Source organism: Pandoraea sp. CB10b_02 (assembly GCF_002216225.1).
GTDB classification, from domain to species: Bacteria; Pseudomonadota; Gammaproteobacteria; order Burkholderiales; family Burkholderiaceae; genus Pandoraea; species Pandoraea nosoerga.
This window is the reverse complement of record NZ_NJGW02000001.1, coordinates 55,426-79,618: the sequence shown is the minus strand read 5'-3', so window position 1 is coordinate 79,618 and position 24,193 is coordinate 55,426. Positions and strand designations below refer to the sequence as shown.

Here is a 24,193-nt window from a genome sequence, read left to right as displayed (position 1 = left end):
GTGCACCGCACCAATTTCGGCCGCCTCCCGATTTCCCGATTCCGGCGCACCGGGCAAACCCTTGCCCAGCCCGCCGATTCCCGCGAGGTAAGAAATGTTGTGTGAGCAACCTTTTACCTCTAAATTATTTTTGAGTACCATTTCCCAGACCATGTGACGCACATGACTGGCAGATTTCCGGAGATTCGAATGACAAGCGCTTCCCCCCAAGCCATCGCACCGCAGGCCGCCACAGAGGCCCAGCCGGCATCGCTCGACTGGATCACGAAGCTGGTGAGCATCGACACCACGAGCCGCGAGTCGAACCTCGGCCTGATCGAGACGGTACGCGATTCGCTCAAGGACGCCGGTGTGGAGCCGTGGCTGTCCTACGACGCCACCAAGCGCAAGGCCAACCTGTTCGTGACGCTGCCCGCCGCCGACGGCAATACGCAGGGCGGCATCGTCCTCTCGGGCCACACCGACGTGGTGCCGGTCGACGGCCAGGCCTGGGACACCGATCCGTTCAAACCCGTGGTGCGCGACGGCAACCTCTACGGCCGCGGCACGTGCGACATGAAGGGCTTCATCGGCTCGGTCATGACGATGCTGCCCGCCATGCGCGAGGCCAGGCTCAAGACGCCGTTCCACTTCGCGTTCTCCTATGACGAAGAAATCGGCTGCGTGGGCGCGCCGGTGATGCTCGCCGAGCTGCGCGAGCGCGGCATTCGCCCGGACGGCTGCATCGTGGGCGAGCCCACGAGCATGCGCGTGATCGTCGCGCACAAAGGCATCAACGCCTATCACTGCTGCGTGCGCGGCCACGCCGCGCACTCCTCGCTCACGCCCAAGGGCTCGAACGCCATCGAATACGCGGCGCGCCTTATCTGCTACATCCGCGATCTGGCCGATCACTTCAAGCAAAACGGCCCGTTCGACGAGCTCTTCGACGTGCCGTTCACCACGGCGCAGACAGGCACGATCTCGGGCGGCATTGCGCTCAACACGATTCCGGCCCTGTGCGAATTCGTCTTCGAGTACCGCAACCTGCCGGGCGTGGACGCCGAAGGCATCTTCCAGCGCATCCAGCAATACGCGACGCAAGAGCTCGTGCCGAAGATGCGCGAGGAGCATCCGGGCGCAGGCATCGAATTCAAGAAGATTGCCGCCGCGCCGGCGCTCGACGCCTCGGAGCAGGACGCCATCACGCAACTCGTGCGCGCGCTCACCAAGGACACCGACAAGCGCAAGGTCGCCTACGGCACCGAAGCGGGCCAGTTCCAGCTCGCGGGCGTGCCCTCGATCGTGTGCGGCCCGGGCAACATCGAGCAGGCGCACAAGCCCAACGAATTCGTGTCGCTCGAACAGATCGCGCAGTGCGAATCGTTCCTGCAAAAGCTCATTCGCAGCAACACGGTCGACGCCTGAGACGGGCCGCCATGCTCGCCTGCGACGCCAGCATGAAGACATGACGTTTGCCGGGCCGTATCCGCTTCGCGGGTGCGGCCCGTTGTCTTGGACGGCCGGTACGGCGCCGGGACACCGTTGTACGCAGTACCAGACGCCTGCAAAAGAATGGGCGCACAGGACAACCCCTTCGCAACATTACAAGCACACAACGCCAGACAGGTTTTGGAGATCTCGCCCATGAGCGCAAGCGCAGCCCCCAACGCGACGGCCCCTGCCGCCCGCACGTCCCCGCACGCCTGGCGTGTCATCGTATCGGCCTCGATCGGCAATGCGCTCGAGTGGTTCGATCTCGTGGTGTACGGCTTCTTCGCCGTGACCATCGCCAAGCTGTTCTTCCCGACCGGCAACGACACGGTGTCGCTGCTGCTCACGCTCGGCACGTTCGGCGTGTCGTTCTTCATGCGCCCGCTCGGCGCCATCGTGATCGGCGCCTATGCCGACCGCGCCGGGCGCAAGGCCGCCCTCACGCTCTCGATCGTGCTGATGATGGTTGGCACGCTGCTCATCGCGATCATGCCGACCTACGCCGCGATCGGCGTGCTCGCGCCGGTGGGCATCGTCATCGCGCGCATGGTGCAGGGCTTCTCGGCCGGCGGCGAGTTCGGCAGCGCCACGGCATTTCTTGCCGAGCACGCCCCGCAGCGGCGCGGCTTCTTCTCGAGCTGGCAGGTCGCCTCGCAAGGCCTCACCACGCTGCTGGCCGCCGGGTTCGGCGCGCTGCTCACGGGCAATCTGTCGCCCGAGGCGATGGCGTCCTGGGGTTGGCGCATCCCGTTCTTCTTCGGCCTGCTCATCGGCCCGGTCGCGTACTACATCCGCCGGCGCCTGGACGAGACGCCCGAGTTCCTCGACATCGAGCCCACGCAAAGCCCGCTGCGCGACACGTTCGCGAGCCAGAAGGAGCGCCTGCTGCTTGCCATCGGCGTCGTCGTAATGGCGACCGTGGCGACGTACCTGGTGCTCTACATGCCGACTTACGCCGTGAAGCAGCTCGGCCTGCCGTCCTCCGCGGCGTTCTCGGCGGTGCTGCTCACCGGTGTGGTGCAGCTGATCGTCGCGCCCATCGTCGGCCACTGGTCGGACACGCATGGCCGCATCAAGCCGATGCTCGCCGCGGCTGTCGCCCTGCTGATCCTTGTCTATCCGATGTTCCGCTATCTCGATGCGAATCCGACGTTCGCCTCGCTGATGGTGTTCCAGATCGTGCTCGGCCTGCTGATGACCACGTACTTCGGCGCACTGCCCGCACTGCTCACCGAGCTCTTCCCGGTGCAGGTGCGCACGACGGGCCTCTCGCTCGGCTACAACATCGCGGCGACCGTGTTCGGCGGCTTCGCGCCGTTTATCATTACGTGGCTCATCGGCGCGACCGGCAACAAGCTTGCCCCGAGCTTCTATCTGATTTTCGCCGCCGTGATCAGCATTACCGCGCTGCTGCGCAGCCGCACGCTCGGCCTGCGCTGAGGCCAGCGTGCGCTTTGCCCGCTGCGGCGCGGCAGGCGCGGCAAATCGCGATACGCCCATGCGATCGCGGTCCTATCAGTGGCGCCCTGCGCGACGTGTCGCGCAGGTGCTTTTCCGGAGCCCGGCTTGCGGGCCTTCATGACGGAGACAAGTTTCAAGTGACGCAATCGACCCCCGACCTGCACGCCGAGACCATCGACGGCCAGCCCGCGCCGACCCGGGACGCCATCGCGGCCCTGCACGAGACACTCAAGCGATACGTGCGCACCACGCCGGTGTTCACGCGCGGCGACTTCCCGACGCTGGGCGATACGCGCGTGACGTTCAAGTTCGAACTACTGCAGGCGTCCGGCACGTTCAAGGCGCGCGGCGCCTTCTCCAACCTGCTCTCGCTTGACGACGCCCAGCGCAGGGCCGGCGTGACGTGCGTGTCGGCGGGCAACCATGCCGTGGCCGTGGCTTACGCCGCGCAGGCGATGGGCGTGGCCGCCAAGACGGTGATGCTCAAGACGGCAAGCCCGGCGCGCTCGTCCCTGTGCCGCGAGTACGGTGCGGATCTGGTGCTCGCCGAGAACGTGCACGAGGCGTTCGACATCGTCAAGCGCGTGGAGCAGGACGAAGGCCGCTACTTCGTGCATCCGTTCAACGGCTACCGGACGGTGCTCGGCACGGCCACGCTCGGTTACGAGTGGGCCCGGCAGGCGCCGGAGCTCGATGCGGTGATCGTGCCCATCGGCGGCGGCGGACTGATCGCGGGCGTGGCAACGGCCTTCAAGCTGTTCGCGCCGCACGTGAAGGTCTACGGCGTGGAGCCCGCCGGCGCGGACGCCATGGCGCGGAGTTTCGCCGCCGGCGGCCCCATCAAGATGGGCCCGATGACGGGCATCGCCGACAGTCTGATGGCGCCGCACACGGAACGCTATAGCTACACGCTGTGCCGTCGCCATATCGACGAGCTGGTCACGGTGACCGACGACCAGATGCGCGCCGGCATGCTCACGTTGTTCCGCGAGTTGAAGCTCGCGGTCGAACCGGCGTGCGCGGCTGCGACCGCCGCCCTCATGGGGCCGTTGCGCGAGACGCTCCTCGGCAAGCGAGTGGGCGTGCTGCTGTGCGGGACGAACACCGACACGGCGACATTCCAGCGCCACATCGACGCCGCGCTCGCCGCGCAGGGCGGCCGCTGACACGCGCTCGCCGTTTCTCCACCATTGAGACCGTCCTCGCCGCTACTGCTGCTACTGCTGCTACTGCCACTACCGTCCAGCATGCCCCGCCCAGGTTCGCCCCGATGAGCGCCACCTCACCCTCGCCCGCCGTGCTCGTGCTCGACGCCGCGCAAGTCGCCGCGTTGATGCCGGTCGCCGACGCCATCCCCGTGATGTCGGACATGTTCGCCGCGCTCGCACGCGGCCAGATCCATCTGCCGCTGCGCCAGATCGTGCGCCCGCCCGAGGCGCTTGGCGCCAAGGGACTGCTGGGCATGATGCCCGCCTTCATCGGCGGCGGCGCGCCCGTCTACGGCGCCAAGGTCGGCACGTTCTTCCCGGGCAACAGCACGTTGGGCAAGGATCCGCACCAAGGCTGTGTCGTGCTCATGAGCGGCGAGACGGGCGAGCTGCTAGCCATCATGAACGCTGCGCAGATCACAGGCATTCGCACGGCGGCGGTGACCGGCCTGGCCACACGGCTGCTGGCCCGCCACGATGCGACGCGTCTTGCGCTCATCGGCGCCGGCCATCAGGCGCATTGGCATCTCGCGGCGCTGGTGGCGGCGCGGCCCCTGCGTCACGTGCGTGTGGCAAGCCGCTCGCTCGAGAGTGCGCAGCGATTCGTCGACGCCGTCCAGCCGCACTACGATGTCACGCTGGAGGCGGCAGGCAGTGTTCAGGACGCCGTGCGCGACGCCGACATCGTCGTCACGGTCACCAACGCGACGGACCCCGTGCTCGAGGCGAAATGGCTCGCACCGGGCACGCATGTGAACCTCGTGGGCAGCAGCACGCCGCGCCATCGCGAGGCCGACACGGCGCTCATGGCCCTGGGGCAGCTCTTCGTCGACCGGCGTGAATCGACGATCAACGAATCGGGCGACTATCTCGCCGCAGCCGCCGAAGGCCGGATCGGACCGGAGCACCTGCTCGCCGAACTCGGCGAGATCGTGGTGGGCGCGCATCCGGGGCGCACCGACGCGGCATCGGTCACGTTGTTCAAATCACTCGGCATGGGCGCGCAGGACGTGGCGCTTGCCGCCGCGTTGTATCAACGCGCACAGGACGCCGGCGCGGGCGCCCGCGTCGCAATCTGAGCCGGGGGGTGATCGGCGTCGGGCAGCCGCCCCCCGATGTCCGGATTCGTCCGGATCCGTCCGGTTCCGGTCTGCGCCCGGCCTGTCGCGATAACGCACGCGACCCTACGATGGGGCCATCGTCAACCGTCATACGGAGCCGCAAATGTCACAAGTCCCATCCCCCCGCACCGCCCTGCTGGTCATCGATGCGCAGGAGTCGTTTCGCCAGCGCCCGTTCTGGCGCGAGGACGACCTCGCGAGTTACTTCGAGCGCCAGCAGGCCCTCATCGACGGCGCCGTCGCCAGGGGCATTCCCGTGGTGCAGGTGTTCCACGTCTCGTCGGGTCCGTTCTCGCGCGAGTCGGGCTTCGTGCGCACGCTCGAGGAACTGCGCATCGCGCCGGCCGTCACCGTCGACAAGACGAGGCACAGCGCTCTCGCGGGCTCGACGCTCGGCGCCTGGCTGATCGAGCACGGCATCACTCGCCTGATCGTCTCAGGCATTCGCACCGAACAATGCTGCGAGACGACCACGCGGGCCGCGTCCGACGCCGGCTACGACGTCGACTTCGTGACCGAGGCCACACTCACGTTCCCGATGCGGCACCCCCGCACCGGCCGCGAACTGTCGGTGGAAGAACTCAAGGAGCGGACCGAAACGGTACTCGTCGATCGGTTCGCGCGCGTCGTCACGGTTGAGGAAGCGCTCGCCGCGGTGTAACGTCAAGGCTTGTCCGAAGGCGTCCTGCGGGCGCCTTGTCCGACCGACCGGATCTCGCCCATGCCGCGTCTGCAACCCGTCTACCTGCTGGTCATGCCCGATACGCTGCTGCTCGACGTCGCCGCGCCGGCAGAGGCCTTGCGCATCGCCAATCACCTGCAGAACGACGTGCGTTTCACGTTGCGCTATGTCGCAACGCGGCCCTCGATGGCGACGTCGATCGGGCTGCGGATCTCGCCGCTCGAAGTGCTGCCCGACGCACTGCCGGAGAACGCTTGGCTCGTGATCGCCGGCACGGTGGAAAAGCCGTTGCCGGTGTGGGGCGCCTCGGGCGAGGCGCCGGGCCGCGGCGAGTCGCCGGCGCTCGCGCAGGCGCGCGCGATCGCGTGGCTGCGCCGGGTCGTGGGGCCCACGCACCAGATCGCCTGCATTTGCACCGGCGCACTGCTCGCGGCGCGCGCCGGCCTGCTCGACGCGCGCCAGTGCACCACGCATCACAGCAGTTGCGACGAGCTGCGAGCACTTGCGCCCAGCGCGCGCGTCGCCGACAACCGGCTCTACGTGCGGGACGGCAACGTGTGGACCAGTGCCGGCGTGACGACGGGCCTCGACCTGATGCTCACGCTCATTGCCAATGCCACGAGCGCGGTATGTGCCGCGGCCATTGCGCGGCACATGGTGGTCTACGCGCGGCGCGCGGGCGCCGATCCGCAGTTGTCGCCATGGCTCGAAGGCCGCAACCATCTGCATCCGGCGCTGCATCGCGTTCAGGACGCCATGGCCGCCGAACCCGCCCGCGACTGGACGCTTGCCCTCATGGCGGAAATCGCCTGCACGAGCGAGCGCCACGTCACGCGTCTTTTCCGCGAGCACGCGGGCGTCGCGCCCATCGACTATCTGCATCGTCTGCGCATCGCCCTGGCGCGCGAGATGCTGGGCAACACGCGGCTCGATCTGGAGCGCATTGCCGAGCGCACCGGCTTTGGCTCCAGCCGCCACCTGCGCCGCGTGTGGCACAAGTTCGAAACGCTGCCGCCGAGTCAGGCCCGCCGCGCGCGCCCGGACGCGTAAGTGCCGCACCGCAACCCGGGTAGAATGTCGGTCGCCCGTATTCCGCAAGACTGCCATTTCATCATGACCCACGACCTTGTCATTCTCGGTGCGCCCGCCTCGTTGCCGGCGTCAGACGCGCTGCAGTCCGCCATTCGCGCACTGGTGCCCGGCGCCCCGGTTACGTTTTGCGCCGACACGCGCGCCCCGATCGCCCGCATTGCCGGCGTCACCGATTCTCCGGCGTTGCGCGCCGTGGCTGCAACCTTTGCACAGCAGCACCGGGTCGACGCCGTGCTGGTCGACAGCACGCGCCGTCTGGCGGACTTCAAGCTGGTCGCGATGGATATGGACTCGACGCTCATCACCATCGAGTGCATCGACGAAATCGCCGATTATTGCGGCCTGAAGGCGCAAGTCTCGGCCATTACCGAAGCGGCCATGCGCGGCGAGATCAAGGACTTCAACGAGAGCCTTACGCGCCGCGTGGCGCTGCTCAAGGGTCTGGAGGCCAATGCGCTCGAAAAGGTCTACGAGGAGCGCCTGCAACTCTCGCCCGGCGCGCAGACCATGCTGCGCGGCGTGCAGGCGCTGGGCCTGCGCACGCTGCTCGTCTCGGGCGGCTTCACGTTCTTCACCGATCGCCTGAAGGCGCGTCTGAATCTGGATGTCACGCGCGCCAACACGCTGGAAATCGTCGACGGCAGGCTCACCGGCCGCGTGCTCGGCGAGATCGTCAACGCCGAAGTGAAGGCGCGCACGGTCGCCGAAGTGGCGGCGCAGTTCGGTGCGACGCCCTCGCAAGCCATTGTCATGGGCGACGGCTCGAACGACCTGCAGATGATGGCGATTGCGGGACTGTCGGTGGCCTTCCGTGCGAAGCCGGTGGTGCGCGAGAAGGCCTCGGTGGCGTTCAACCACGTCGGCCTGGACGGCCTGCTATCGCTGTTCCGCGACGCCTGAGGCGACGTCACCCGGCGCCGTTGCGGTGCCGGGCGAATGCGTTTTGCCGCTTGGCGCGCACTGGCGGCGGCCGCTCAGGCGCCGCCGAGATGCGCCTTCAGGCTGGCTTCGATATCGGACTGCAGATCGCGCACGTCCTCCAGCCCCACATAGAAGCGCACGAGCGCGCCCTTGTGCGGCCATGTCGTGGCCGTGCGCATCGACGGCACGCGGTACGGCACGACCAGACTGTGTGCGCCGCCCCAACTGAAGCCGATCTTGAACAGACGCAGCGCCTCGATGAAGGCGTCGATCTGCGACTGTGCGTAGCGTTCGTGGAACACCACGGAGAACAGGCCGCCCGCGCCCGTGAAGTCGCGACGGAAGTTCCGATGCCCCGGGCAGTCCTCGAACGCGGGGTGCAGCACCGCCGCGATCTCGTCACGCGCACCCAGCCATGTCGCCAATGCCGTCGCCGCGCGGTCGTGCGCTTCGAAACGCAGTCGCATGCTCGGCAGGCTGCGCAGCACGAGGCTGCAATCGTCGGCCGACACCCCCACGCCCATGCGCATGCGTGCCTGCTTGAGGCGATGATGAATGTCGTCATCGACGGTCACGACCGAGCCCATCAGCACGTCGCTGCCGCCCGACTGGTATTTGGTCAGCGCCTGCACCGAGATGTCGACCTGATGCTCGAACGGGCGGAAGGCCAGCCCTGCCGAATAGGTGTTGTCGATGGCGGTGAGCACGCCGCGCTCGCGCGCCACGCGGGCAATCGCCGGCACGTCCTGCACTTCCATCGTGACCGAGCCCGGGGCTTCGAGCCAGATCAGTTTCGTGTTGGGCCGAATCAGCGCGCCGATGCCCTCGCCGATCATCGGGTCGTAGTAGCGCACCGTGATGCCGAACGACTCGGCGAGCCAGTCGCCGTGCTCGCGGTTCGGACCGTAGGCGTTGTCGGGCACGAGGACGTCGTCGCCGCTCTTGATCAGGCCGAAGTAGACGTTCGAGATTGCAGCCAGTCCCGACGGGAACAGCAGGCAGTGCCTGCCGCCTTCGAGCGAGGCCAGGCGACGCATGAGTTCCATCGACGTCGGCGTGGCGTGCAGTCCGTAGCGCCACTGACTGTCGTTCTTCCAGTCGAGCGAGCGCATGGCGGCCAGATCGGGAAAGACCACCGTCGAGGCGCGCGCGACCGGCACCGGCATGGCGGCGAAGCCGGCCGGGACTTGCGTGTCGGCGTGCAGGATGTTGGTTTGCCAGTGCCAGCCGTTGGCTTCCGGCGTATCGAAGGGCTTGCGGTTGTCTTGCGTCATCACGGCTCCGGAAAAACTGGGGCCGGCAAGAACGCCGGCCCCTCGGGAGTAAGTTACACGCGCTCGAACACGGCCGCAATGCCCTGCCCGCCGCCGATGCACATGGTCACCAGCGCGTAGCGGCCGCCAGTGCGCTGCAGTTCGTGCAGCGCCTTGACGGTGATGAGGGCCCCGGTCGCGCCGATCGGATGACCGAGCGAGATGCCCGAGCCATTCGGGTTGACCTTCGCGGGGTCGAAGCCGAGGTCGCGCGTCACGGCGCAAGCCTGCGCCGCGAACGCTTCGTTGGCTTCGACGACGTCGATGTCGTCGACTTTCAGACCCGCACGCGCGAGCGCCTGGCGCGAGGCCGGCACGGGGCCGATGCCCATGTAGTTCGGATCGACGCCGGCGTGCGCGTAGCTCACCAGCCGGGCGAGCGGCTTCGCGCCGCGGCGCTCGGCTTCGGCGCGCTCCATGAGAACGAGCGCCGCCGCCGCATCGTTCAGGCCCGAGGCATTGCCCGCCGTTACCGTGCCGTCCTTCTCGAACACCGGACGCAGCTTCGCCATGTCCGCGAGGCTCACGTCGGCGCGCACGTGCTCGTCGGTGGTGAACGCCACTTCGCCCTTCTTGGTCTTGAGCGTCACCGGCACGATCTGGTCGTTGAAGTAGCCGGCCGCCATCGCACGCGCGGCACGCTGGTGCGACTCCACCGCGAGACGGTCCTGATCCTCGCGCGTGATGCCCCACTTCCTTGCGATGTTCTCGGCTGTCACGCCCATGTGGATATTCGCGAACGGATCGTGCAGCGCCCCGAGCATCATGTCGACCAGGCGCGACTCGCCCATGCGCGTCCCCCAGCGGGCGCCCGGCATGATGTACGGCGCGCGGCTCATGCTCTCCGCACCGCCGGCCATGGCCACGTCCGCATCGCCCAGGAGGATCGACTGCGCGGCGCAGACGACCGCCTGCAGGCCCGAGCCGCACAGGCGGTTCACCGTCATGGCCGGCGCATGCTGGCTCACGCCGGCCTCGATGGACGCCACGCGCGCCAGATACATGTCCTTCGGTTCGGTATGGATGACGTTGCCGAACACCACGTGGCCGATGTCCTCGCCGCCCACGTTGGCGCGAGACATGGCTTCGCGCGCGACGATGGCGCCGAGCTGCGTCGGCGCGAAATCCTTCAGGCTGCCGCCAAAATCACCAATGGCAGTGCGCACACCGCTGACGATCACGACTTCTCGTTGCATGTCTCTTCTCCGGGTGGATTTGGATTGGCAACGAGTATACCGCCGCGGGGGTTACCGCGATGGCAGGGACTTTGGAGGGAAGCTTCGGTGACGCATGGCGGTGCGCCAAGGCGCCGCACCGGCAGACGATGGCAGATGACGGGCGCCGCGAGCGGCCCGTCACCCGCCCCCCGCCGGTGGGACTCGGGCCTCAGGCCGCGAGCGTGCGCAGCACCGCTTCGGCGCGCGGCACGGGGGCGACGGCGCCGTATCCGGTCGTGGACAGCGCTGCGCACACATTGGCGTAGCGCGCGGCGGCAAACGGATCATCGCCCAGCGCCAGTCGCGCGACGAAAGCGCCGCCGAAGCAGTCACCGGCGCCCGTCGCGTCGACCGCCTGCACCGGGTACGGCGCCACGATGCGTCGCTCGTCCGGCGTGGCCACGTAGCAGCCCTCGCGGCCCAGCTTGAGCGCGACGACTTTCACCCCGTAGGCGAGCAGCGCGTCGAGGATGGCGTCACGGTCTTCCAGGCCGGTGACGGCCGTCACGTCGTCCCAACTCGGCAGACATACGTCGGTCAGGCTGAACGCCTCGCGCATCGTCGCGCGCGCGCGTGCCAGCGGCCACAGCTTCAGGCGCAGATTGGTATCGAACGACACCTTGCCCCCGGCCGCGCGGATCTTCGACATTGCGTCGAACGCGGCATCGCAGGCGTTCACGCTGATCGCCAGGCTGATTCCGGACAGATGCAGGAACGAGGCGCCGGCGAGCGCGTCGCGCGGCAGGTCCTGAGCGCGATACCGGCTCGCCGCCGAGCCGGCGCGCAGATAGTCGAAGTGGTGGCCGTTCTCGTCGTGCGACACGAAATAGACGCCGGTCGGCGCCTGTGCGTCGACGCTCACGTAGCGCGTGTCGACATCCTCCTCGCGCCACAGATCGAGCAGCATGCGGCCGAACAGGTCGTCGCCCACGGCGCTCACGAAGCCCGTGCGAACGCCCTGACGGCGCGCGGCGATGGCGAAGTTCGACGTGTCGCCGCCGAAACCCTGCAGATACCGGCGCGGGTCGTCGGGCGACTGGTTGAATTCGACCATGGCTTCGCCCATGGCCAGGACTTGCGGAGTTTGCGAGCGGGCTTGCGTCATCGGTGCGGTCTTCGGAGCAATGGGGCTGGAGGGCCGAGGAGGCTGAACGGGCTGGAGAAACTGATTGAGCTTCGGAAATTGCGACTCAAGGATTTGCGAGCGCGCGCGGCAACCGCGCGCGCCGCGTGCATCAGACCACTTCGCCCCACAGGTCGTGGCCGTCGGCGCCGGTGAGCGTCACGTTCACGAACTCGCCGACCTTCAGGCGCTTCGCGGCCTTGGGCGTCGGCTCGATGTAGACCAGACCGTCGATTTCGGGGGCGTCTGCCGCCGAACGGGCAATGCCGCCGTCCTGATTGATTTCGTCGACGATCACCTGGATCGTCCGACCGACCTTGCGCTGCTGGCGCTCGGCCGAAATCGCTTCGGCCACCTCCATGAAGCGCGCGCGGCGCGCCTCGCGAACCTCGTCGGGCAACGCGCCCGGCAATTCGTTGGCCTTCGCGCCTTCGACCGGCGAGTAAGCGAAGCAGCCCACGCGATCGAGCTGTGCTTCGCGCAGGAAGTCCAGCAGATATTCGAATTCCGCTTCCGTCTCGCCGGGGAAGCCAGCGATGAACGTGCTGCGAATCGTCAGATCCGGGCACAGTCTGCGCCACGCCTGAATACGCTCGAGGTTCTTTTCGCCCGACGCGGGACGCTTCATGCGCTTGAGCACGTCCGGGTGCGCGTGCTGCAGCGGCACGTCGAGATACGGCAGGATGTGGCCCTCGGCCATCAGCGGAATGATTTCGTCGACGTGCGGATACGGATAGACGTAGTGCAGGCGCACCCACGCGCCATACTGCCTGGCCAACTCGCCGAGCGCCGTGACCAGTTCCGTCATGCGCGTCTTGAGCGGGCGGCCCGCCCAGAAACCGGTGCGGTACTTCACGTCGACGCCGTAGGCACTGGTGTCCTGCGAAATCACGAGCAGTTCCTTCACGCCCGCCTTGAACAGGTTCTCGGCTTCGAGCATCACCTCGGCGACCGGGCGCGACTCGAGATCGCCGCGCATCGACGGGATGATGCAGAACGTGCAGCGATGGTTGCAGCCTTCGGAAATCTTGAGATATGCGTAGTGACGCGGCGTGAGCTTGATGCCGGCCGGCGGCACGAGGTCGGTGAACGGATCGTGCGGCTTCGGCAAGTGCGTGTGCACGGCGCTCATCACTTCGCCCACGGCGTGCGGGCCTGTCACGGCGAGCACCTTCGGGTGGACTGCGCTCACGATGTCCTGGCCGGCGGCGTCCTTCTTCGCGCCAAGACAGCCCGTGACGATCACCTTGCCGTTTTCGGCGAGTGCCTCGCCGATGGCGTCGAGACTTTCCTGAACGGCGTCGTCGATAAAGCCGCAGGTATTGACCACGACGAGATCGGCGCCGTCATAGGTGCCGGCAATGTCGTAGCCTTCGGCGCGCAGTTGGGTCAGGATTTGCTCGGAATCGACCAGGGCCTTCGGGCAGCCGAGCGAAACGAAGCCGACCTTGGGGGTGCCGGCGGGCGATGGGCGGGACATGGGGCGAATCCTGATCTAGTGAATACGTGTAACGGTCGAACCGCGCATTTTACCTTGTTCGCCCGCGGTGCGTTCCAACATTCGTCGCGATGCGCGCCCCGGTCACATCGCAACGTTCCTGTCGGGGGAAGGCGGGCGTTCAGGGCTTCTTGTTCGGGTCCGTCCCGGGGGCGCCGGGGGCGCCAGGGAAAGGGAACGTGCTGAACATGTTCTTGGCCTGGCTCTGCATCTGCTCCTGCATCTGCACGAACAGATTCTTCGACTGCTCGATGTAGTTGGTCATCATGCCCTGCATCATCGGCGCCTGCATGTTCATGAACTGCGCCCAGACGTCCGGATTGAAGGCCGCGCCCTCGTAGATGCCCTTCGACTGATCGGCCAGTTTGTTCTGAATCTCGATGAACGTCTGGATGTTCTTCTCGAGGTACGTGCCCATCATGCCCTGCAGCGCGTGGCCGTAGAAGCGGATGATCTGGGCGAGCATGGCGCTCGAGAACATCGGGACACCGCCCGTTTCTTCTTCCAGAATGATCTGCAGCAGAATGCTGCGGGTCAGGTCCTCGCCCGTCTTGGCATCGACGACCTTGAACTCTTCGGTCTCGAGTACCAATTGCTTCACATCGGCAAGGGTGATGTACGTACTGGTCTGGGTATCGTACAGACGCCGGTTCGGATACTTTTTGATCAGGCGCTCGTCAGTCTTCTTGCTCGCGGTCATGCGGTGGGTTTCCTGCTTTTATGAAGGACTTCCCCGACCGGCGGTCGGGGTTAGTCACATATTATCGATTCTAGGACGTTTGCTGCCATGCGGCAAAGCCCTAACCCGCAACGGGGTGCGACTGCGAAATTCGGTCCGCGCCGGCCCCGTCACCGCTCAGCCCATGTGCAGGCCGCCATTGAGCGAGAAATCCGCGCCCGTCGAGAAGCCCGAGTCGTCCGAAGCCAGCCACGCCACGATCGACGCGATCTCGCCCGGCTCGCCCAGACGCTTGACCGGGATCGTCGCCACGATCTTGTCGAGCACGTCCTGGCGGATCGAGCGCACCATGTCCGTGCCGATATAGCCCGGCGACACGGTGTTGACCGTCACGCCCTTGGTCGCCACCTCCTGCGCCAGCGCCATCGTGAAGCCGTGAATGCCCGCCTTGGCCGTCGAGTAGTTCGTCTGACCGAACTGGCCCTTTTGGCCGTTGACCGACGAGATGTTGATGATGCGACCCCAGCCGCGCTCGCACATGCCGTCGATCACCTGCTTGGTGACGTTGAACAGGCTCGTGAGATTGGTGTCGATCACGGCGTCCCAGTCTTCGCGGGTCATCTTGCGAAACACCACGTCGCGCGTGATGCCGGCATTGTTGACCAGCACGTCGATCTCGCCGACTTCGGCCTTCACCTTGTCGAACGCCGCCTTGGTCGAATCCCAGTCGCCGACGTTGCCTTCGGACGCCACGAAGTCGAAGCCGAGCGCCTTCTGCTCTTCGAGCCACTTCACCCGGCGCGGCGAGTTCGGCCCGCAGCCCGCTACGACCTTGAAACCATCCTTGTACAGCCGCTGGCAAATGGACGTACCGATACCGCCCATCCCGCCTGTCACGTATGCAATGCGTTGAGTCATGGAACGCTTCCCCCTAAATAACGGCACCGCGTGCCGCCTGTTGCGACTGCCAATTGACCGACGCGCAAGCCGCGCGTTCCCGCGCGCCTTTCGTCTCCTGACTGCCCCGGCATGCTGCCGCGCGCCTTGCACGCGCGGCCGATGCCGTTTCGATTCAAATCGTTATGGACGAATGGACGGCGTTCCCGAAGCGCCTCAGACGCGCTCGACCGCCAGCGCCACCCCCATGCCGCCGCCAATGCACAACGAGGCGAGGCCGCGGCGCGCGTCGCGGCGCGCCATCTCGTGGAGCAGCGTGACGAGAATGCGGCAGCCCGACGCGCCGATCGGGTGACCGATGGCGATCGCCCCGCCATTCACGTTGATCTTCGACGTATCCCAGCCCATCTGCTTGTTGACGGCCAGCGCCTGCGCCGCGAACGCCTCGTTGATTTCCATCAGGTCCAGATCGCTCGCCTTCCAGCCGGCGCGCGCGAGGCAACGCTGCGAAGCCGGCACCGGGCCGATGCCCATCACCGACGGATCGACGCCGGCGTTTGCATACGCGACGATGCGCGCGAGCGGCGTGAGCCCAAGCTGCTCGGCGCGCCGCGCCGACATCACCACCACCGCCGCCGCGCCGTCGTTGATGCCCGAGGCGTTGGCAGCCGTGACCGTGCCGTCCTTCGTGAAGGCCGGCTTCAGACCCGCGAGCGACTCGGCCGTCACACCGTGACGCACGAACTCGTCCGTCTTGAAGACGACCGGGTCGCCCTTGCGCTGCGGAATCGACACCGGCACGATCTCGTCGTCGAAGCGGCCGGCCTTCTGCGCGGCTTCCGCCTTGTTCTGCGACGCCGCGGCGAACTCGTCCTGCATCTGGCGCGTGATGCCGTATTCCTTCGCGACGTTCTCCGCCGTGATGCCCATGTGGTACTGGTTGTACACGTCCCACAGGCCGTCGACGATCATGCTGTCGACGAGCTTGGCGTCGCCCATGCGAAAACCGTCGCGCGAGCCCGGCAGCACATGCGGCGCGGCGCTCATGTTCTCCTGGCCGCCCGCGACCACGATGTCGGCGTCGCCGGCCGTAATGGCGTTGGCGGCGAGCATCACGGCCTTCAGGCCGGAGCCGCACACCTTGTTGATCGTCATCGCGGGCACCATCGACGGCAGGCCGGCCTTGATCGACGCCTGACGCGCCACGTTCTGGCCCGAACCCGCGGTCAGCACCTGGCCCATGATGACTTCGCTCACGTCCTCGCCCTTGAGCCTGGCGCGCTTGAGCACTTCCTCGATGACGATGGCGCCCAGATCCGGCGCAGCCACCTTCGCGAGCGAGCCGCCAAACTTACCGACCGCGGTGCGCGCAGCCGACACAATCACGATATCCGTCATGTCTCTTTCCTCGTAATCAAATGAGTCGAACCGGGGGGGATGCCCGCGTTGCCGCTACCGCTCAGGCCTTCGCCTTGACGTAGCGGCCGGGCGCCGGTTCGATGGGTGCATGAGCAACATTACCATACGCTTTTGGCGCCTTGACGCGTTTGCCGGCATAGCCCGCCAGCCATTCGCTCCAGTCGGTCCACCAGCTGCCCGGGTGCTCCGTCGCGCCGGCCAGCCAGTCGTTCGCCTCGACGCACACGTCGTCGTTGCGCCAATAGCTGCGTTTCTTTTTCGCCGGCGGATTGACCACGCCGGCAATGTGCCCCGACGCGCCGAGCACGAACCGGCGCTCGCCGCCGAGCAGGGCCAGCGAGCGGAACGCCGATGTCCACGGCACGATGTGGTCCTCGCGTGAGCCGAATACGTAGGCCGGTGCGTCGATGGCGCCCAGATCGACCGGCACGCCGCAGGTCTGCACGCGGCCAGGTTGCTTCAGCTCGTTCTGCAAATAGAGATGGCGCAGATACCAGCAGAACATCGGCCCCGGCAAGTTGGTGCCGTCGCCGTTCCAGTACAGCAGGTCGAACGGCTGTGGCGCATTGCCTTTCAGATAGCTGTCGACGACGTAATTCCAGACCAGGTCGTTCGGGCGCAGGAACGAGAACGTGTTGGCCAGTTCCACGCCGCGCATGAGGCCCGGCGGCTGCCCCAGCCCGCCGCCGATGGTCTGCTCGCGAAATTGCACGTGCGCCTCGTCGATGAATACGTCGAGCACGCCAGTGTCGGAAAAATCGAGCAGCGTGGTGAGCAGCGTCACGCTGGCGACCGGCGACTTGCGCCCCTTCTGTCCCCTCGCCGCGAATACGGCAAGCGCCGCCGCCAGCAGCGTGCCGCCCACGCAGAAGCCGAGCGCGTTGATCTGCGGCTGCCCGCTGATTTCGCGCACGACGTCGATGGCGGCAATCGGTCCTTCGCCGACGTAGTCGTCCCACGACTTGTGGGCGAGCGACGCGTCCGGGTTCCGCCACGACACGACGAATACCGTATGTCCCTGCTCCACCGCGTAGCGCACGAGCGAGTTCTCGGGCTGCAGGTCGAGGATGTAGTACTTGTTGATGCAAGGCGGCACGATCAGCAGCGCACGCTGATAGACGGTCGCCGTCAGCGGCTTGTACTGGATGAGCTGAATCAGGTCGTTCTCGAAGACCACGGCGCCTTCGGTGGTCGCCACGTTGCGCCCGACTTCGAAGGCCGCGTCGTCGGTCTGCGACACCTTGCCTTTGCCCATGTCGACCAGCAGGTGCTGCATGCCCGCGAGCAGGCTGTCGCCGTGCGTCTGCACGAGGCGCTGCTGCGCGTCGGGATTGGTCGCGATGAAGTTCGCCGGTGAGCTCGCCGCCACCCATTGCTCGACGGCGAAGCGTATACGCTCGCGCGTCTTGGCGTCGGCGTCGACCAGTTCCGCCATGCGCATCAGGAAGCGGCCGTTGAGCAGGTATAGCGCGGCCGGCAGCGCATAGAACGGGTTGCGCCAGCCCTCGCCTGCGAAGCGGCGGTCGCCAAGCGAGGGCGCCGTGTCGAGTCCCGGCTGATTGAAGCTGGCGACAAGTTCGGAAAATTCACGCGCGTAGTCCGCCTGCAGCGCACTCAGGCGCGCGGGATCGACGTGCACGGGCGTGGGTTTTGGAAGGCTGCCCGCCTTGCCGAACAGATCGAAGAGACCAGTGAAGGGATTGGCGGTGCTGGCAGCACTCGAAGCGCCGCTGGCTGCGGAGCCGGTCTGCGCGGCAAGCCCCGGCAAAGCGCCGAACATCTGTTGGGCGGCCTTGAACCACTGCGACATGTCCTGGGCGGAGAGCGAAGCGGAGGGGAACTGCTGAGCGAACGAGGCGGCAAACGAAGCCGGATCGAAGTTGGCACTGGCGCGATTCATGATAGCCTGAGTGTCACGTCCGTTGCGTTCACGGGCCAGTGCCCGAAACGCGGCGGCGGGCTTCGCTTTGCGAGCGATGCGCCCCGCCTGTGGAGCATTCTTGCGTGCGTGCGCAGGCCTGTCAATGCTTGCGGCTACGTCCCGGGGGGCATTGTCCCGTCACCCCTTCCTTTTTTGAATGCGCGTTTGTCCCGATGTTTATCGTCATTCTCGGATGGCTGTATGTCATGGCGATGGTGGCAATCACCGCACCCTCGGTCTGGCTGGGTCTGCTGATCTTCGCCGGCGGCGGCATCGCCCCCGCGCTGCTGTGGCTATACATTGCGGGAAGCCGCATTCGCCGCATCCGTAGCGCCCAGGCGCTGCGACGCGATGCCGCAGCGCCTGCTGATGCCGCCCTCCATGGCGCAGCCCCCGGGACCGGACCGACGTCGGACGCGTCCGAGTGACACGCGCCGCCCCCCCCCCTCTCGCCCCTCTCGCCCCCCCTCGCCCCTCTCGCCCCCCTCGCCCCGCCTCACGCCACGCGCCACACGAGCGCGGCCATGCGCCCTGTCACGCGATCGCGTCGATAGGAGTAGAACCGCGCCGGATCGCCAACCGTACACCACTGCCCGCCCGAGACGTTCGTCACGCCCTCGCGCGCGAGCCGCAAGCGGGCCAACGCACACAGGTCCGCAAGCGACTTGTCCGCTTGCGGCGCGCCGCGCGCCACGAACGCCGCGCGCGTCGCGTCCCGCTCTTCGGGCGTGGCCGCATCGAGAAACGCCGCGCGCACTTCCGGCCCGACTTCGAACGCCGTCGGGCCGATGCACGGCCCGAGCCAGGCGATGACCGATGCCTCTGCGCCGTCCGCCTCGTCCTTCAAACGGGCGTGCAACGCCTGCACGGTCTGCTCGATCACGCCCGCGCACAGTCCGCGCCAACCGGCATGGGCCGCTGCGACGGCGCGGCCCCCGGTGTCGCACAGCAGCACCGGCAGGCAGTCCGCCACCATGACGGTGCTGGCCAGGCCCACGGCGGTCGTGATGCTGGCGTCGGCCTGCAGCGGTTCGCCGGCCTCGGCGGCGGCGAGCGCGTCCCGAGCGTCCACGACGCGCGGACCGTGCACCTGCGCGACCCACGCCGACGGCACGCCCGTATACGCCCGGAGCCGCTCGCGGTTCACGCGCACGGCCTCGGGGTCATCGTCGGCCTTGTAACCGAGGTTGAACGTCGCCTGCGGCCCTTCGCTCACCCCACCGGCGCGTGTCGTGAATACCGCGCGGACGTTGGCCGGCGCCGGCCAGTCGGGCACGATCCAGTCGGCGGGCATCGGGGCTGGAGAAAATGGCTCAGGCAGGGAAGAAGTCATCGAGCGAGTCGGGCAGCGTTGAGAAATCGAATTCGAGGCCAATGGCGGCCATGAGGTCTTGCATGTCGCCGGGCAGCGCCGCCTGCCAGTGCATTGCCCGTCCGTCGTCGGGATGGAGCAACCCCAGACGCCACGCGTGCAGGGCCTGGCGCGCAAAGTCGCCCGGCAGCGCCGGTCGCTTGTGACGCGGCTTGTACAGGGGATCGCCGAGCAGCGAATGTCCGAGGTGCGAGAGATGGACGCGAATCTGGTGCGTGCGCCCCGTGTCGAGCGAACACAGCACGAGCGACACCGGGGAGCCTTCCCATTCCCCGCTGGCGACAGTCGCCACGCGCGTGCGCGCGGGCTTGCCGCCCTGCCCCTGCACGACCGCCATGCGCGTGCGCTCGCGTGGGTCGCGCCCGATCGGCGCGTCTACGATCGTGCGCAGCGGCGGGCGTCCCCAGACCAGCGCCGCGTAATGGCGCTTGACGGTGCGGGCCTGCAACTGGCGCACGAGGTCGGTTTGCGCGATGAGCGTGCGCGCCACCACCATCAGCCCCGACGTCTCCTTGTCCAGCCGATGCACGATGCCGGCGCGCGGCAGATCGGCGGCGGCGTGTCCGTAGCGATGGAGCAGCCCGTTGAGCAGCGTGCCGGACCAGTTGCCGGCCGCCGGATGCACGACCAGCCCGGGCGGCTTGTTGAAGACGACCAGCGCGGCATCTTCGTAGACGGCGTCGAGCGGCACCGGCTCCGGTGCAAACGCGAGTTGCTCGGGCAGCGCCGCCGGCATGATGAGGACCGACTCGCCGCCGGCGACCTTCTGACGCACCTTGGCCGTCACACCGTCGAGCGCGACGCGTCCGTCTTCGACCCACGCCTGCAGGCGACTCCGGGAATATTCGGGAAAACAGAGGGCCAGCGCTTTGTCGAGGCGCTCGCCGGCCACCGCGTCGGGCAATGTCGCGCTGAGCGGGACATTCGCGATCGATTGGCCGGATTGGTCGGACGACGGGGCCGGGCCGCCCGGTGCGGGGGCGGCGGTGGAGGCGGCGATGGAGGCGTCGGTGGAGGTGGCGATGCCGTGCGCGGCACCCGGGAAAGCCTCGGCAAGCGAATCGAAATCGTCATCGGACGAGTCATCCGCATTTTCCGTGGCTAATGAGGCGGTTACGCTATAATCCGGCAGTATTGAACGGGTCATCGAGAAGTGAAGCCAACGAGCATGCAAGCCCTGAAACTTGTCAAACATCTGACGCTGGCCGCCATCCTGGTCGGCGGTGTGGCCGCCTGCGGCATTCTGCCGGAGAAAGTCGACGAAACGGCCAGCTGGTCGACGAACAAATTATACTCGGAAGCCAAGGACAGCTTCGATAGCGGCGACTACACGAAGGCCGCCAAGTACTACGAACTGCTCGAAGGGCGCGACCCGTTCGGCCCGCATGCGCAACAGGCCCAGATCAACACGGCCTACGCCTACTACAAGGACAATGAGCCGGCGCAGGCGCTCACGGCCGTGGATCGCTTCATCCGCCTGCATCCGGACAGCCCCTCGATCGACTACGCCTATTACCTCAAGGGTCTGATCAACTTCAACGACGACCTCGGTCTTTTCGGGCGCTTCTCGGGGCAGGATCTGAGCGAGCGCGATCCGAAGGCGCTGCGTGCGGCTTACGACAGCTTCAAGTATCTGGTCGAGCACTATCCGAACAGCAAGTACGCAAACGACGCTGCCCTGCGCATGCGCTACGCCGTCAACGCCATGGCCGCACACGAAGTGCACGCGGCCGAGTACTACTATCGCCGTGGCGCCTACCTGGCCGCCGTGAACCGCGCCCAGACCGCGCTCAAGGACTACGACAAGGCGCCGGCGCTCGAAGACGCGCTTGGCATCATGATCAAGTCTTACGACAAACTCGGCATGACCGAACTGCGCGACGACGCGCGTCGCGTGATGGAACAGACGTATCCGAACAGCGGCTATCTGACGGTGGGTCGCCGTATCGACACCAGCGGCGACAAGAAGTCGTGGTGGCAAATCTGGCGTTAAGCTGCCGGTGCTCCCGAGCAAGACGGCATGACAAAAGCCCCCGCCCGTGCGGGGGCTTTTCGTTTCTGGGCGCCCGAGAGGCGACCGGCGCCCGCGCGGCCGGCCGCGCGTCAGGATCGACCTGCGTCGCCCCCGGCGGCCATCTCGTCGAAGAATCCGCGCACGATCGGCAGTTCGCGCGTGCGCTTGAACGGCGGCAGGCTCTGCCAGATCCGACGCCCGTAGGGTTTGTCGACAAGACGCGGATCGCAGATCATCAACACGCCGCGATCACGCTCGGAACGAATCAGGCGACCGGCGCCCTGCTTGAGCGTGATGACCGCCTGCGGCAGCTGGTGCACGGCGAACGGGCTGAGTCCCTTCTTTGTGAGTGCATCGAGCCGGGCTGCGAGCACCGGGTCGTCGGGCGGCGCGAACGGCAGCTTGTCGATGATGACCAGCGACAGCGCCTCGCCGCGCACGTCCACCCCTTCCCAGAAGCTCTGACTCCCCACCAGCACCGCGTTGCCCAACGCGCGAAAACGGTCGAGCAGTTCGGTGCGGCTCGCCTCTCCCTGCACGAGCAGCGGATAGTCCCAGCCGCGACGCTCGAATTCGTCGCGCAAACGCTCGGCGGCACGCCCGACCGCCCGCAGCGTCGTGCATAGCACGAAGGCCCTGCCGCCGCTCACTTCGAGCACGGGCAGCGCGGCGTCGAGCACCGCGTCGGTGAAGCCCGGCGCTGACGGTTGCGGCAGTCCGCGCGGCACGTAGAGCAAGCTCTGGTTCTGATAATCGAAGGGGCTCGCCAGCGTGAGGGACTTCTGCGCGTCGAGGCCCAGCTGCGCGGCGTAGTGCGTGAAATTGCCCTTCACCGAGAGCGTAGCCGACGTAAAGATCCAGGCGCGCGGCGCACCGGCACGCTGCTTCGCGAAGATCGGCGCAATCGACAGTGGCGTCTGATGCAACTGCACCGTCTGCGAAAACACTTCGATCCAGCGCACGTTCTCGGGCGGCGTATAGGCCTTCTGCCCGCTGCCGGCGCCATCGCCGCCATCGCCGCCATCGCCGCCATCGCTGCCCCGATCGCTGCCCCGTGACGCCGCCTCGACCGCAGCGCGCGCCGCTTCGGCTTCGCGCGCCTCGGCGGCCTTCGCTGCCTTCGCGGCCCTCTCGCGCTTGCTGTCGGTCACGCGCGGCGCGTCCGGATCGAGCAGCGGCAATGGCGGCTCGCCGGGCAACGGCGGGCTCTCGCCCGTCTGCCACCGCCCCACCTGCTGGCGCAGGTCCAGCGCGCGGCGCAGGCACGCGCCCAGCGCTTCGGCGCGTTCAGCCTGATGGGTGAGCGTCCCGATCATGTCTTGCAGCGCGGCGTCGACCGCCTCGAGCGCGTCGAAGAGCTCGTGATTTTCCGGCAGTTGCGTCACGGACATGCGCGCGTTGTCAGGGCCGAAGGTCAGGCGCACGTCGCGTGCGGCGCGCTCGAGATTCGCGCCCAGCTTGACCCAGTCCGCGGCATCGCGCGCGTGGATCAGCCCTTCGGCCACACAATCACGCGCCAGTTCGAGCATCTGTGCGCTCGACACCGTCTCGCCGAAGAACAGCGTCGCGGTCTCCGGCAACTGGTGCGCTTCGTCGAAAATCACCGTGTTCGCGCTCGGCAGCAGCTCCGCCATGCCCGTGTCGCGCAGCATCACGTCCGCGAAGAACAGGTGATGGTTCACAACGACGATATCCGCCTGTTGCGCCTCCTTGCGCGCGAGCATCACGAAGCAGTCCTTGTAACGCGGGCAGTCCTGGCCCAGGCAGTTCTCACGCGTGGAGGTGACCTGCGACCAGATCGGCGCGTTCTCGGGCACGGACGCGAGCTCCGCCTTGTCGCCGCTCCTGGTGATCTGCGCGAAGGTCGTGATCTCGCGCAACTGCGCGGCTTCGTGACGCGACGCGAAGCGCCCTTCCTGCTGGGCGCGCTCCAGATAGTAGTGACAGAGGTAATTCGCGCGGCCCTTGAGCATCGCCACCGTCACGGGGACCGCGAGCGCGCGGCGCACCGTGGGAATGTCGCGCGCGAAGATCTGGTCCTGCAAGTGCTTGGTGCCTGTGGAGATGATCGTCTTGCCACCCCACAGCATGGCCGGCACGAGATACGCGTAGGTCTTGCCCGTGCCCGTACCCGCCTCGGCGATCAGCGTGTCGTGCGTGTCCATGGCGGCGGCCACGGCGCGGGCCATCTCGGTTTGCGGCTCGCGCGAACGGTAGCCATCGATGGCGCGCGCGAGCATCCCCCCGTCGCCGAAGATTGCCTGCAGCTCCCGCTCGCGCTTGGGGGCGAGCGGCTTGAGCCCGTGGAACGTGGCGGCGTCGGATGGGGAATCGGTCTCGGGGGAATCGCTGGCAGCGGCGGCGGAATCGATCAAAACGGCAAAAAAAAAGCAAAGGCGGCGCGCGATACGCTTGCGCATCCGTCTGAACGGTTCGAACCGCCGGACGGTGCGCACTCGCCGCGCCGCGATGAAAAATGAAAACCGCGCAATCGCGAGCCGCGAGGCCCGGCAGCTTGGCCGGGCCTCGCGGGCGTTGTGCGCGGCGCCCGCTCAGGCGGGCTGGTCCGGCATCTGCTGCACCTGCAACAGGGTGATGGTGTCCTTGATTTTCAGACGTCGCTTCTTGAGCCGCGTGACCTGCAGTTCGTCGTATGTCGGCTCGGTCAGCAACTTGTCGATCAGGTAGTCGAGATCGCGATGCTCGATCTGCAACTCGATGATGCGGCGTCCAATGGAGTGAAGATCGTGCTGCATCCTGGCAACTCTCCTGCGACTCTCGA

General features: G+C 67.1%; 21 protein-coding genes. 9 read left to right on the top strand and 12 right to left on the bottom strand.

The window, feature by feature from the left end; translation table 11 throughout:
* The first annotated feature begins 189 nt into the window (after positions 1-189).
* The 7 genes from argE (at position 190) to serB (ending at position 7,937) form a co-directional block, all read left to right on the top strand.
* Positions 190-1,407, top strand: a complete 1,218-nt coding sequence (gene argE / locus CDN36_RS00325) for an acetylornithine deacetylase (protein ID WP_287495692.1) — start codon at positions 190-192, stop codon at positions 1,405-1,407.
* Positions 1,408-1,626: 219 nt separating this feature from the next.
* Positions 1,627-2,913 carry an MFS transporter gene (locus CDN36_RS00320; protein ID WP_150554213.1) on the top strand — a complete coding sequence of 429 codons (1,287 nt, stop codon included), beginning with the start codon at positions 1,627-1,629 and terminating at the stop codon, positions 2,911-2,913.
* 158 nt (positions 2,914-3,071) lie between these two features.
* On the top strand, positions 3,072-4,100 hold the full coding sequence (locus CDN36_RS00315; protein ID WP_287495691.1) for a threonine/serine dehydratase family protein: 1,029 nt from the start codon (positions 3,072-3,074) through the stop codon (positions 4,098-4,100).
* 104 nt (positions 4,101-4,204) lie between these two features.
* Complete coding sequence (locus CDN36_RS00310) at positions 4,205-5,221, top strand: ornithine cyclodeaminase family protein (protein WP_287495690.1); 1,017 nt, start codon at positions 4,205-4,207, stop codon at positions 5,219-5,221.
* Between the two features lie 145 nt (positions 5,222-5,366).
* A complete protein-coding gene (locus CDN36_RS00305) occupies positions 5,367-5,924 on the top strand; it encodes an isochorismatase family protein (protein ID WP_287495689.1) in 558 nt (185 codons plus the stop codon).
* Between the two features lie 60 nt (positions 5,925-5,984).
* On the top strand, positions 5,985-6,995 hold the full coding sequence (locus CDN36_RS00300; protein ID WP_150554209.1) for a GlxA family transcriptional regulator: 1,011 nt from the start codon (positions 5,985-5,987) through the stop codon (positions 6,993-6,995).
* Positions 6,996-7,058: 63 nt separating this feature from the next.
* Positions 7,059-7,937: a phosphoserine phosphatase SerB gene (gene serB, locus CDN36_RS00295; RefSeq protein WP_150554208.1), complete on the top strand. Its 879-nt coding sequence runs from the start codon at positions 7,059-7,061 to the stop codon at positions 7,935-7,937.
* 74 nt (positions 7,938-8,011) lie between these two features.
* On the opposite strand, the gene CDN36_RS00290 is transcribed toward serB, so the two are convergent.
* The 8 genes from CDN36_RS00290 to phaC form a co-directional block, all read right to left on the bottom strand.
* Entirely contained in the window at positions 8,012-9,232 is a 1,221-nt protein-coding gene (locus CDN36_RS00290; protein WP_287495688.1) for a cystathionine beta-lyase, read from the bottom strand.
* A 53-nt stretch (positions 9,233-9,285) separates the two neighbouring features.
* Positions 9,286-10,467 carry a beta-ketothiolase BktB gene (bktB, locus tag CDN36_RS00285; RefSeq protein ID WP_150554206.1) on the bottom strand — a complete coding sequence of 394 codons (1,182 nt, stop codon included), beginning with the start codon at positions 10,465-10,467 and terminating at the stop codon, positions 9,286-9,288.
* A 190-nt stretch (positions 10,468-10,657) separates the two neighbouring features.
* Positions 10,658-11,593, bottom strand: coding sequence for a sugar kinase (locus CDN36_RS00280; RefSeq protein WP_150554205.1), 936 nt, complete (start codon positions 11,591-11,593; stop codon positions 10,658-10,660).
* A 130-nt stretch (positions 11,594-11,723) separates the two neighbouring features.
* Positions 11,724-13,091 carry a 30S ribosomal protein S12 methylthiotransferase RimO gene (rimO, locus tag CDN36_RS00275; RefSeq protein WP_287495687.1) on the bottom strand — a complete coding sequence of 456 codons (1,368 nt, stop codon included), beginning with the start codon at positions 13,089-13,091 and terminating at the stop codon, positions 11,724-11,726.
* Positions 13,092-13,230: 139 nt separating this feature from the next.
* Positions 13,231-13,809: a polyhydroxyalkanoate synthesis repressor PhaR gene (gene phaR, locus CDN36_RS00270; protein WP_150554203.1), complete on the bottom strand. Its 579-nt coding sequence runs from the start codon at positions 13,807-13,809 to the stop codon at positions 13,231-13,233.
* A gap of 156 nt (positions 13,810-13,965) precedes the next feature.
* Complete coding sequence (locus CDN36_RS00265) at positions 13,966-14,706, bottom strand: 3-ketoacyl-ACP reductase (protein WP_150554202.1); 741 nt, start codon at positions 14,704-14,706, stop codon at positions 13,966-13,968.
* Positions 14,707-14,901: 195 nt separating this feature from the next.
* Positions 14,902-16,083 (bottom strand): acetyl-CoA C-acetyltransferase, encoded by a 1,182-nt coding sequence (locus CDN36_RS00260; protein WP_150554201.1) that lies wholly within the window; start codon positions 16,081-16,083, stop codon positions 14,902-14,904.
* Positions 16,084-16,144: 61 nt separating this feature from the next.
* A complete protein-coding gene (phaC, locus tag CDN36_RS00255; protein WP_287495854.1) occupies positions 16,145-17,914 on the bottom strand; it encodes a class I poly(R)-hydroxyalkanoic acid synthase in 1,770 nt (589 codons plus the stop codon).
* Between the two features lie 284 nt (positions 17,915-18,198).
* Here phaC and CDN36_RS00250 point away from each other — a divergent pair, with 284 nt between their 5' ends.
* Positions 18,199-18,453, top strand: a complete 255-nt coding sequence (locus CDN36_RS00250) for a hypothetical protein (protein WP_174966256.1) — start codon at positions 18,199-18,201, stop codon at positions 18,451-18,453.
* A gap of 68 nt (positions 18,454-18,521) precedes the next feature.
* Here CDN36_RS00250 and pgeF read toward each other — a convergent pair whose 3' ends face one another.
* On the bottom strand, positions 18,522-19,358 hold the full coding sequence (gene pgeF / locus CDN36_RS00245) for a peptidoglycan editing factor PgeF (protein ID WP_502920317.1): 837 nt from the start codon (positions 19,356-19,358) through the stop codon (positions 18,522-18,524).
* A complete protein-coding gene (locus tag CDN36_RS00240; protein WP_287495686.1) occupies positions 19,339-20,544 on the bottom strand; it encodes an RluA family pseudouridine synthase in 1,206 nt (401 codons plus the stop codon). The genes pgeF and CDN36_RS00240 overlap by 20 nt, the downstream gene beginning before the upstream one ends.
* Before the next feature lie 21 nt (positions 20,545-20,565).
* On the opposite strand from CDN36_RS00240, the gene CDN36_RS00235 reads away from it, so the two are divergent.
* A complete protein-coding gene (locus CDN36_RS00235; protein WP_150554199.1) occupies positions 20,566-21,390 on the top strand; it encodes an outer membrane protein assembly factor BamD in 825 nt (274 codons plus the stop codon).
* A gap of 110 nt (positions 21,391-21,500) precedes the next feature.
* On the opposite strand, the gene yoaA is transcribed toward CDN36_RS00235, so the two are convergent.
* Together yoaA and CDN36_RS00225 are read right to left on the bottom strand one after the other, a co-directional pair.
* Entirely contained in the window at positions 21,501-23,783 is a 2,283-nt protein-coding gene (yoaA, locus tag CDN36_RS00230) for a DNA repair helicase YoaA (protein WP_287495852.1), read from the bottom strand.
* A 180-nt stretch (positions 23,784-23,963) separates the two neighbouring features.
* Entirely contained in the window at positions 23,964-24,167 is a 204-nt protein-coding gene (locus CDN36_RS00225; RefSeq protein WP_150554198.1) for a YdcH family protein, read from the bottom strand.
* Between the last annotated feature and the right edge of the window lie 26 nt (positions 24,168-24,193).

Excerpts from the sequence above, each read along its gene's own strand:
- argE (WP_287495692.1), top strand. The coding sequence starts at position 190 with ATGACAAGCGCTTCCCCCCAAGCCATCGCACCGCAGGCCGCCACAGAG.
- CDN36_RS00320 (WP_150554213.1), top strand. The coding sequence starts at position 1,627 with ATGAGCGCAAGCGCAGCCCCCAACGCGACGGCCCCTGCCGCCCGCACG.
- CDN36_RS00310 (WP_287495690.1), top strand. The coding sequence starts at position 4,205 with ATGAGCGCCACCTCACCCTCGCCCGCCGTGCTCGTGCTCGACGCCGCG.
- CDN36_RS00305 (WP_287495689.1), top strand. The coding sequence starts at position 5,367 with ATGTCACAAGTCCCATCCCCCCGCACCGCCCTGCTGGTCATCGATGCG.
- CDN36_RS00300 (WP_150554209.1), top strand. The coding sequence starts at position 5,985 with ATGCCGCGTCTGCAACCCGTCTACCTGCTGGTCATGCCCGATACGCTG.
- serB (WP_150554208.1), top strand. The coding sequence starts at position 7,059 with ATGACCCACGACCTTGTCATTCTCGGTGCGCCCGCCTCGTTGCCGGCG.
- CDN36_RS00290 (WP_287495688.1), bottom strand. The coding sequence starts at position 9,232 with ATGACGCAAGACAACCGCAAGCCCTTCGATACGCCGGAAGCCAACGGC.
- bktB (WP_150554206.1), bottom strand. The coding sequence starts at position 10,467 with ATGCAACGAGAAGTCGTGATCGTCAGCGGTGTGCGCACTGCCATTGGT.
- CDN36_RS00280 (WP_150554205.1), bottom strand. The coding sequence starts at position 11,593 with ATGACGCAAGCCCGCTCGCAAACTCCGCAAGTCCTGGCCATGGGCGAA.
- rimO (WP_287495687.1), bottom strand. The coding sequence starts at position 13,091 with ATGTCCCGCCCATCGCCCGCCGGCACCCCCAAGGTCGGCTTCGTTTCG.
- phaR (WP_150554203.1), bottom strand. The coding sequence starts at position 13,809 with ATGACCGCGAGCAAGAAGACTGACGAGCGCCTGATCAAAAAGTATCCG.
- CDN36_RS00265 (WP_150554202.1), bottom strand. The coding sequence starts at position 14,706 with ATGACTCAACGCATTGCATACGTGACAGGCGGGATGGGCGGTATCGGT.
- CDN36_RS00260 (WP_150554201.1), bottom strand. The coding sequence starts at position 16,083 with ATGACGGATATCGTGATTGTGTCGGCTGCGCGCACCGCGGTCGGTAAG.
- phaC (WP_287495854.1), bottom strand. The coding sequence starts at position 17,914 with ATGTCGCAGTGGTTCAAGGCCGCCCAACAGATGTTCGGCGCTTTGCCG.
- CDN36_RS00250 (WP_174966256.1), top strand. The coding sequence starts at position 18,199 with ATGTTTATCGTCATTCTCGGATGGCTGTATGTCATGGCGATGGTGGCA.
- pgeF (WP_502920317.1), bottom strand. The coding sequence starts at position 19,358 with ATGACTTCTTCCCTGCCTGAGCCATTTTCTCCAGCCCCGATGCCCGCC.
- CDN36_RS00240 (WP_287495686.1), bottom strand. The coding sequence starts at position 20,544 with ATGACCCGTTCAATACTGCCGGATTATAGCGTAACCGCCTCATTAGCC.
- CDN36_RS00235 (WP_150554199.1), top strand. The coding sequence starts at position 20,566 with ATGCAAGCCCTGAAACTTGTCAAACATCTGACGCTGGCCGCCATCCTG.
- CDN36_RS00225 (WP_150554198.1), bottom strand. The coding sequence starts at position 24,167 with ATGCAGCACGATCTTCACTCCATTGGACGCCGCATCATCGAGTTGCAG.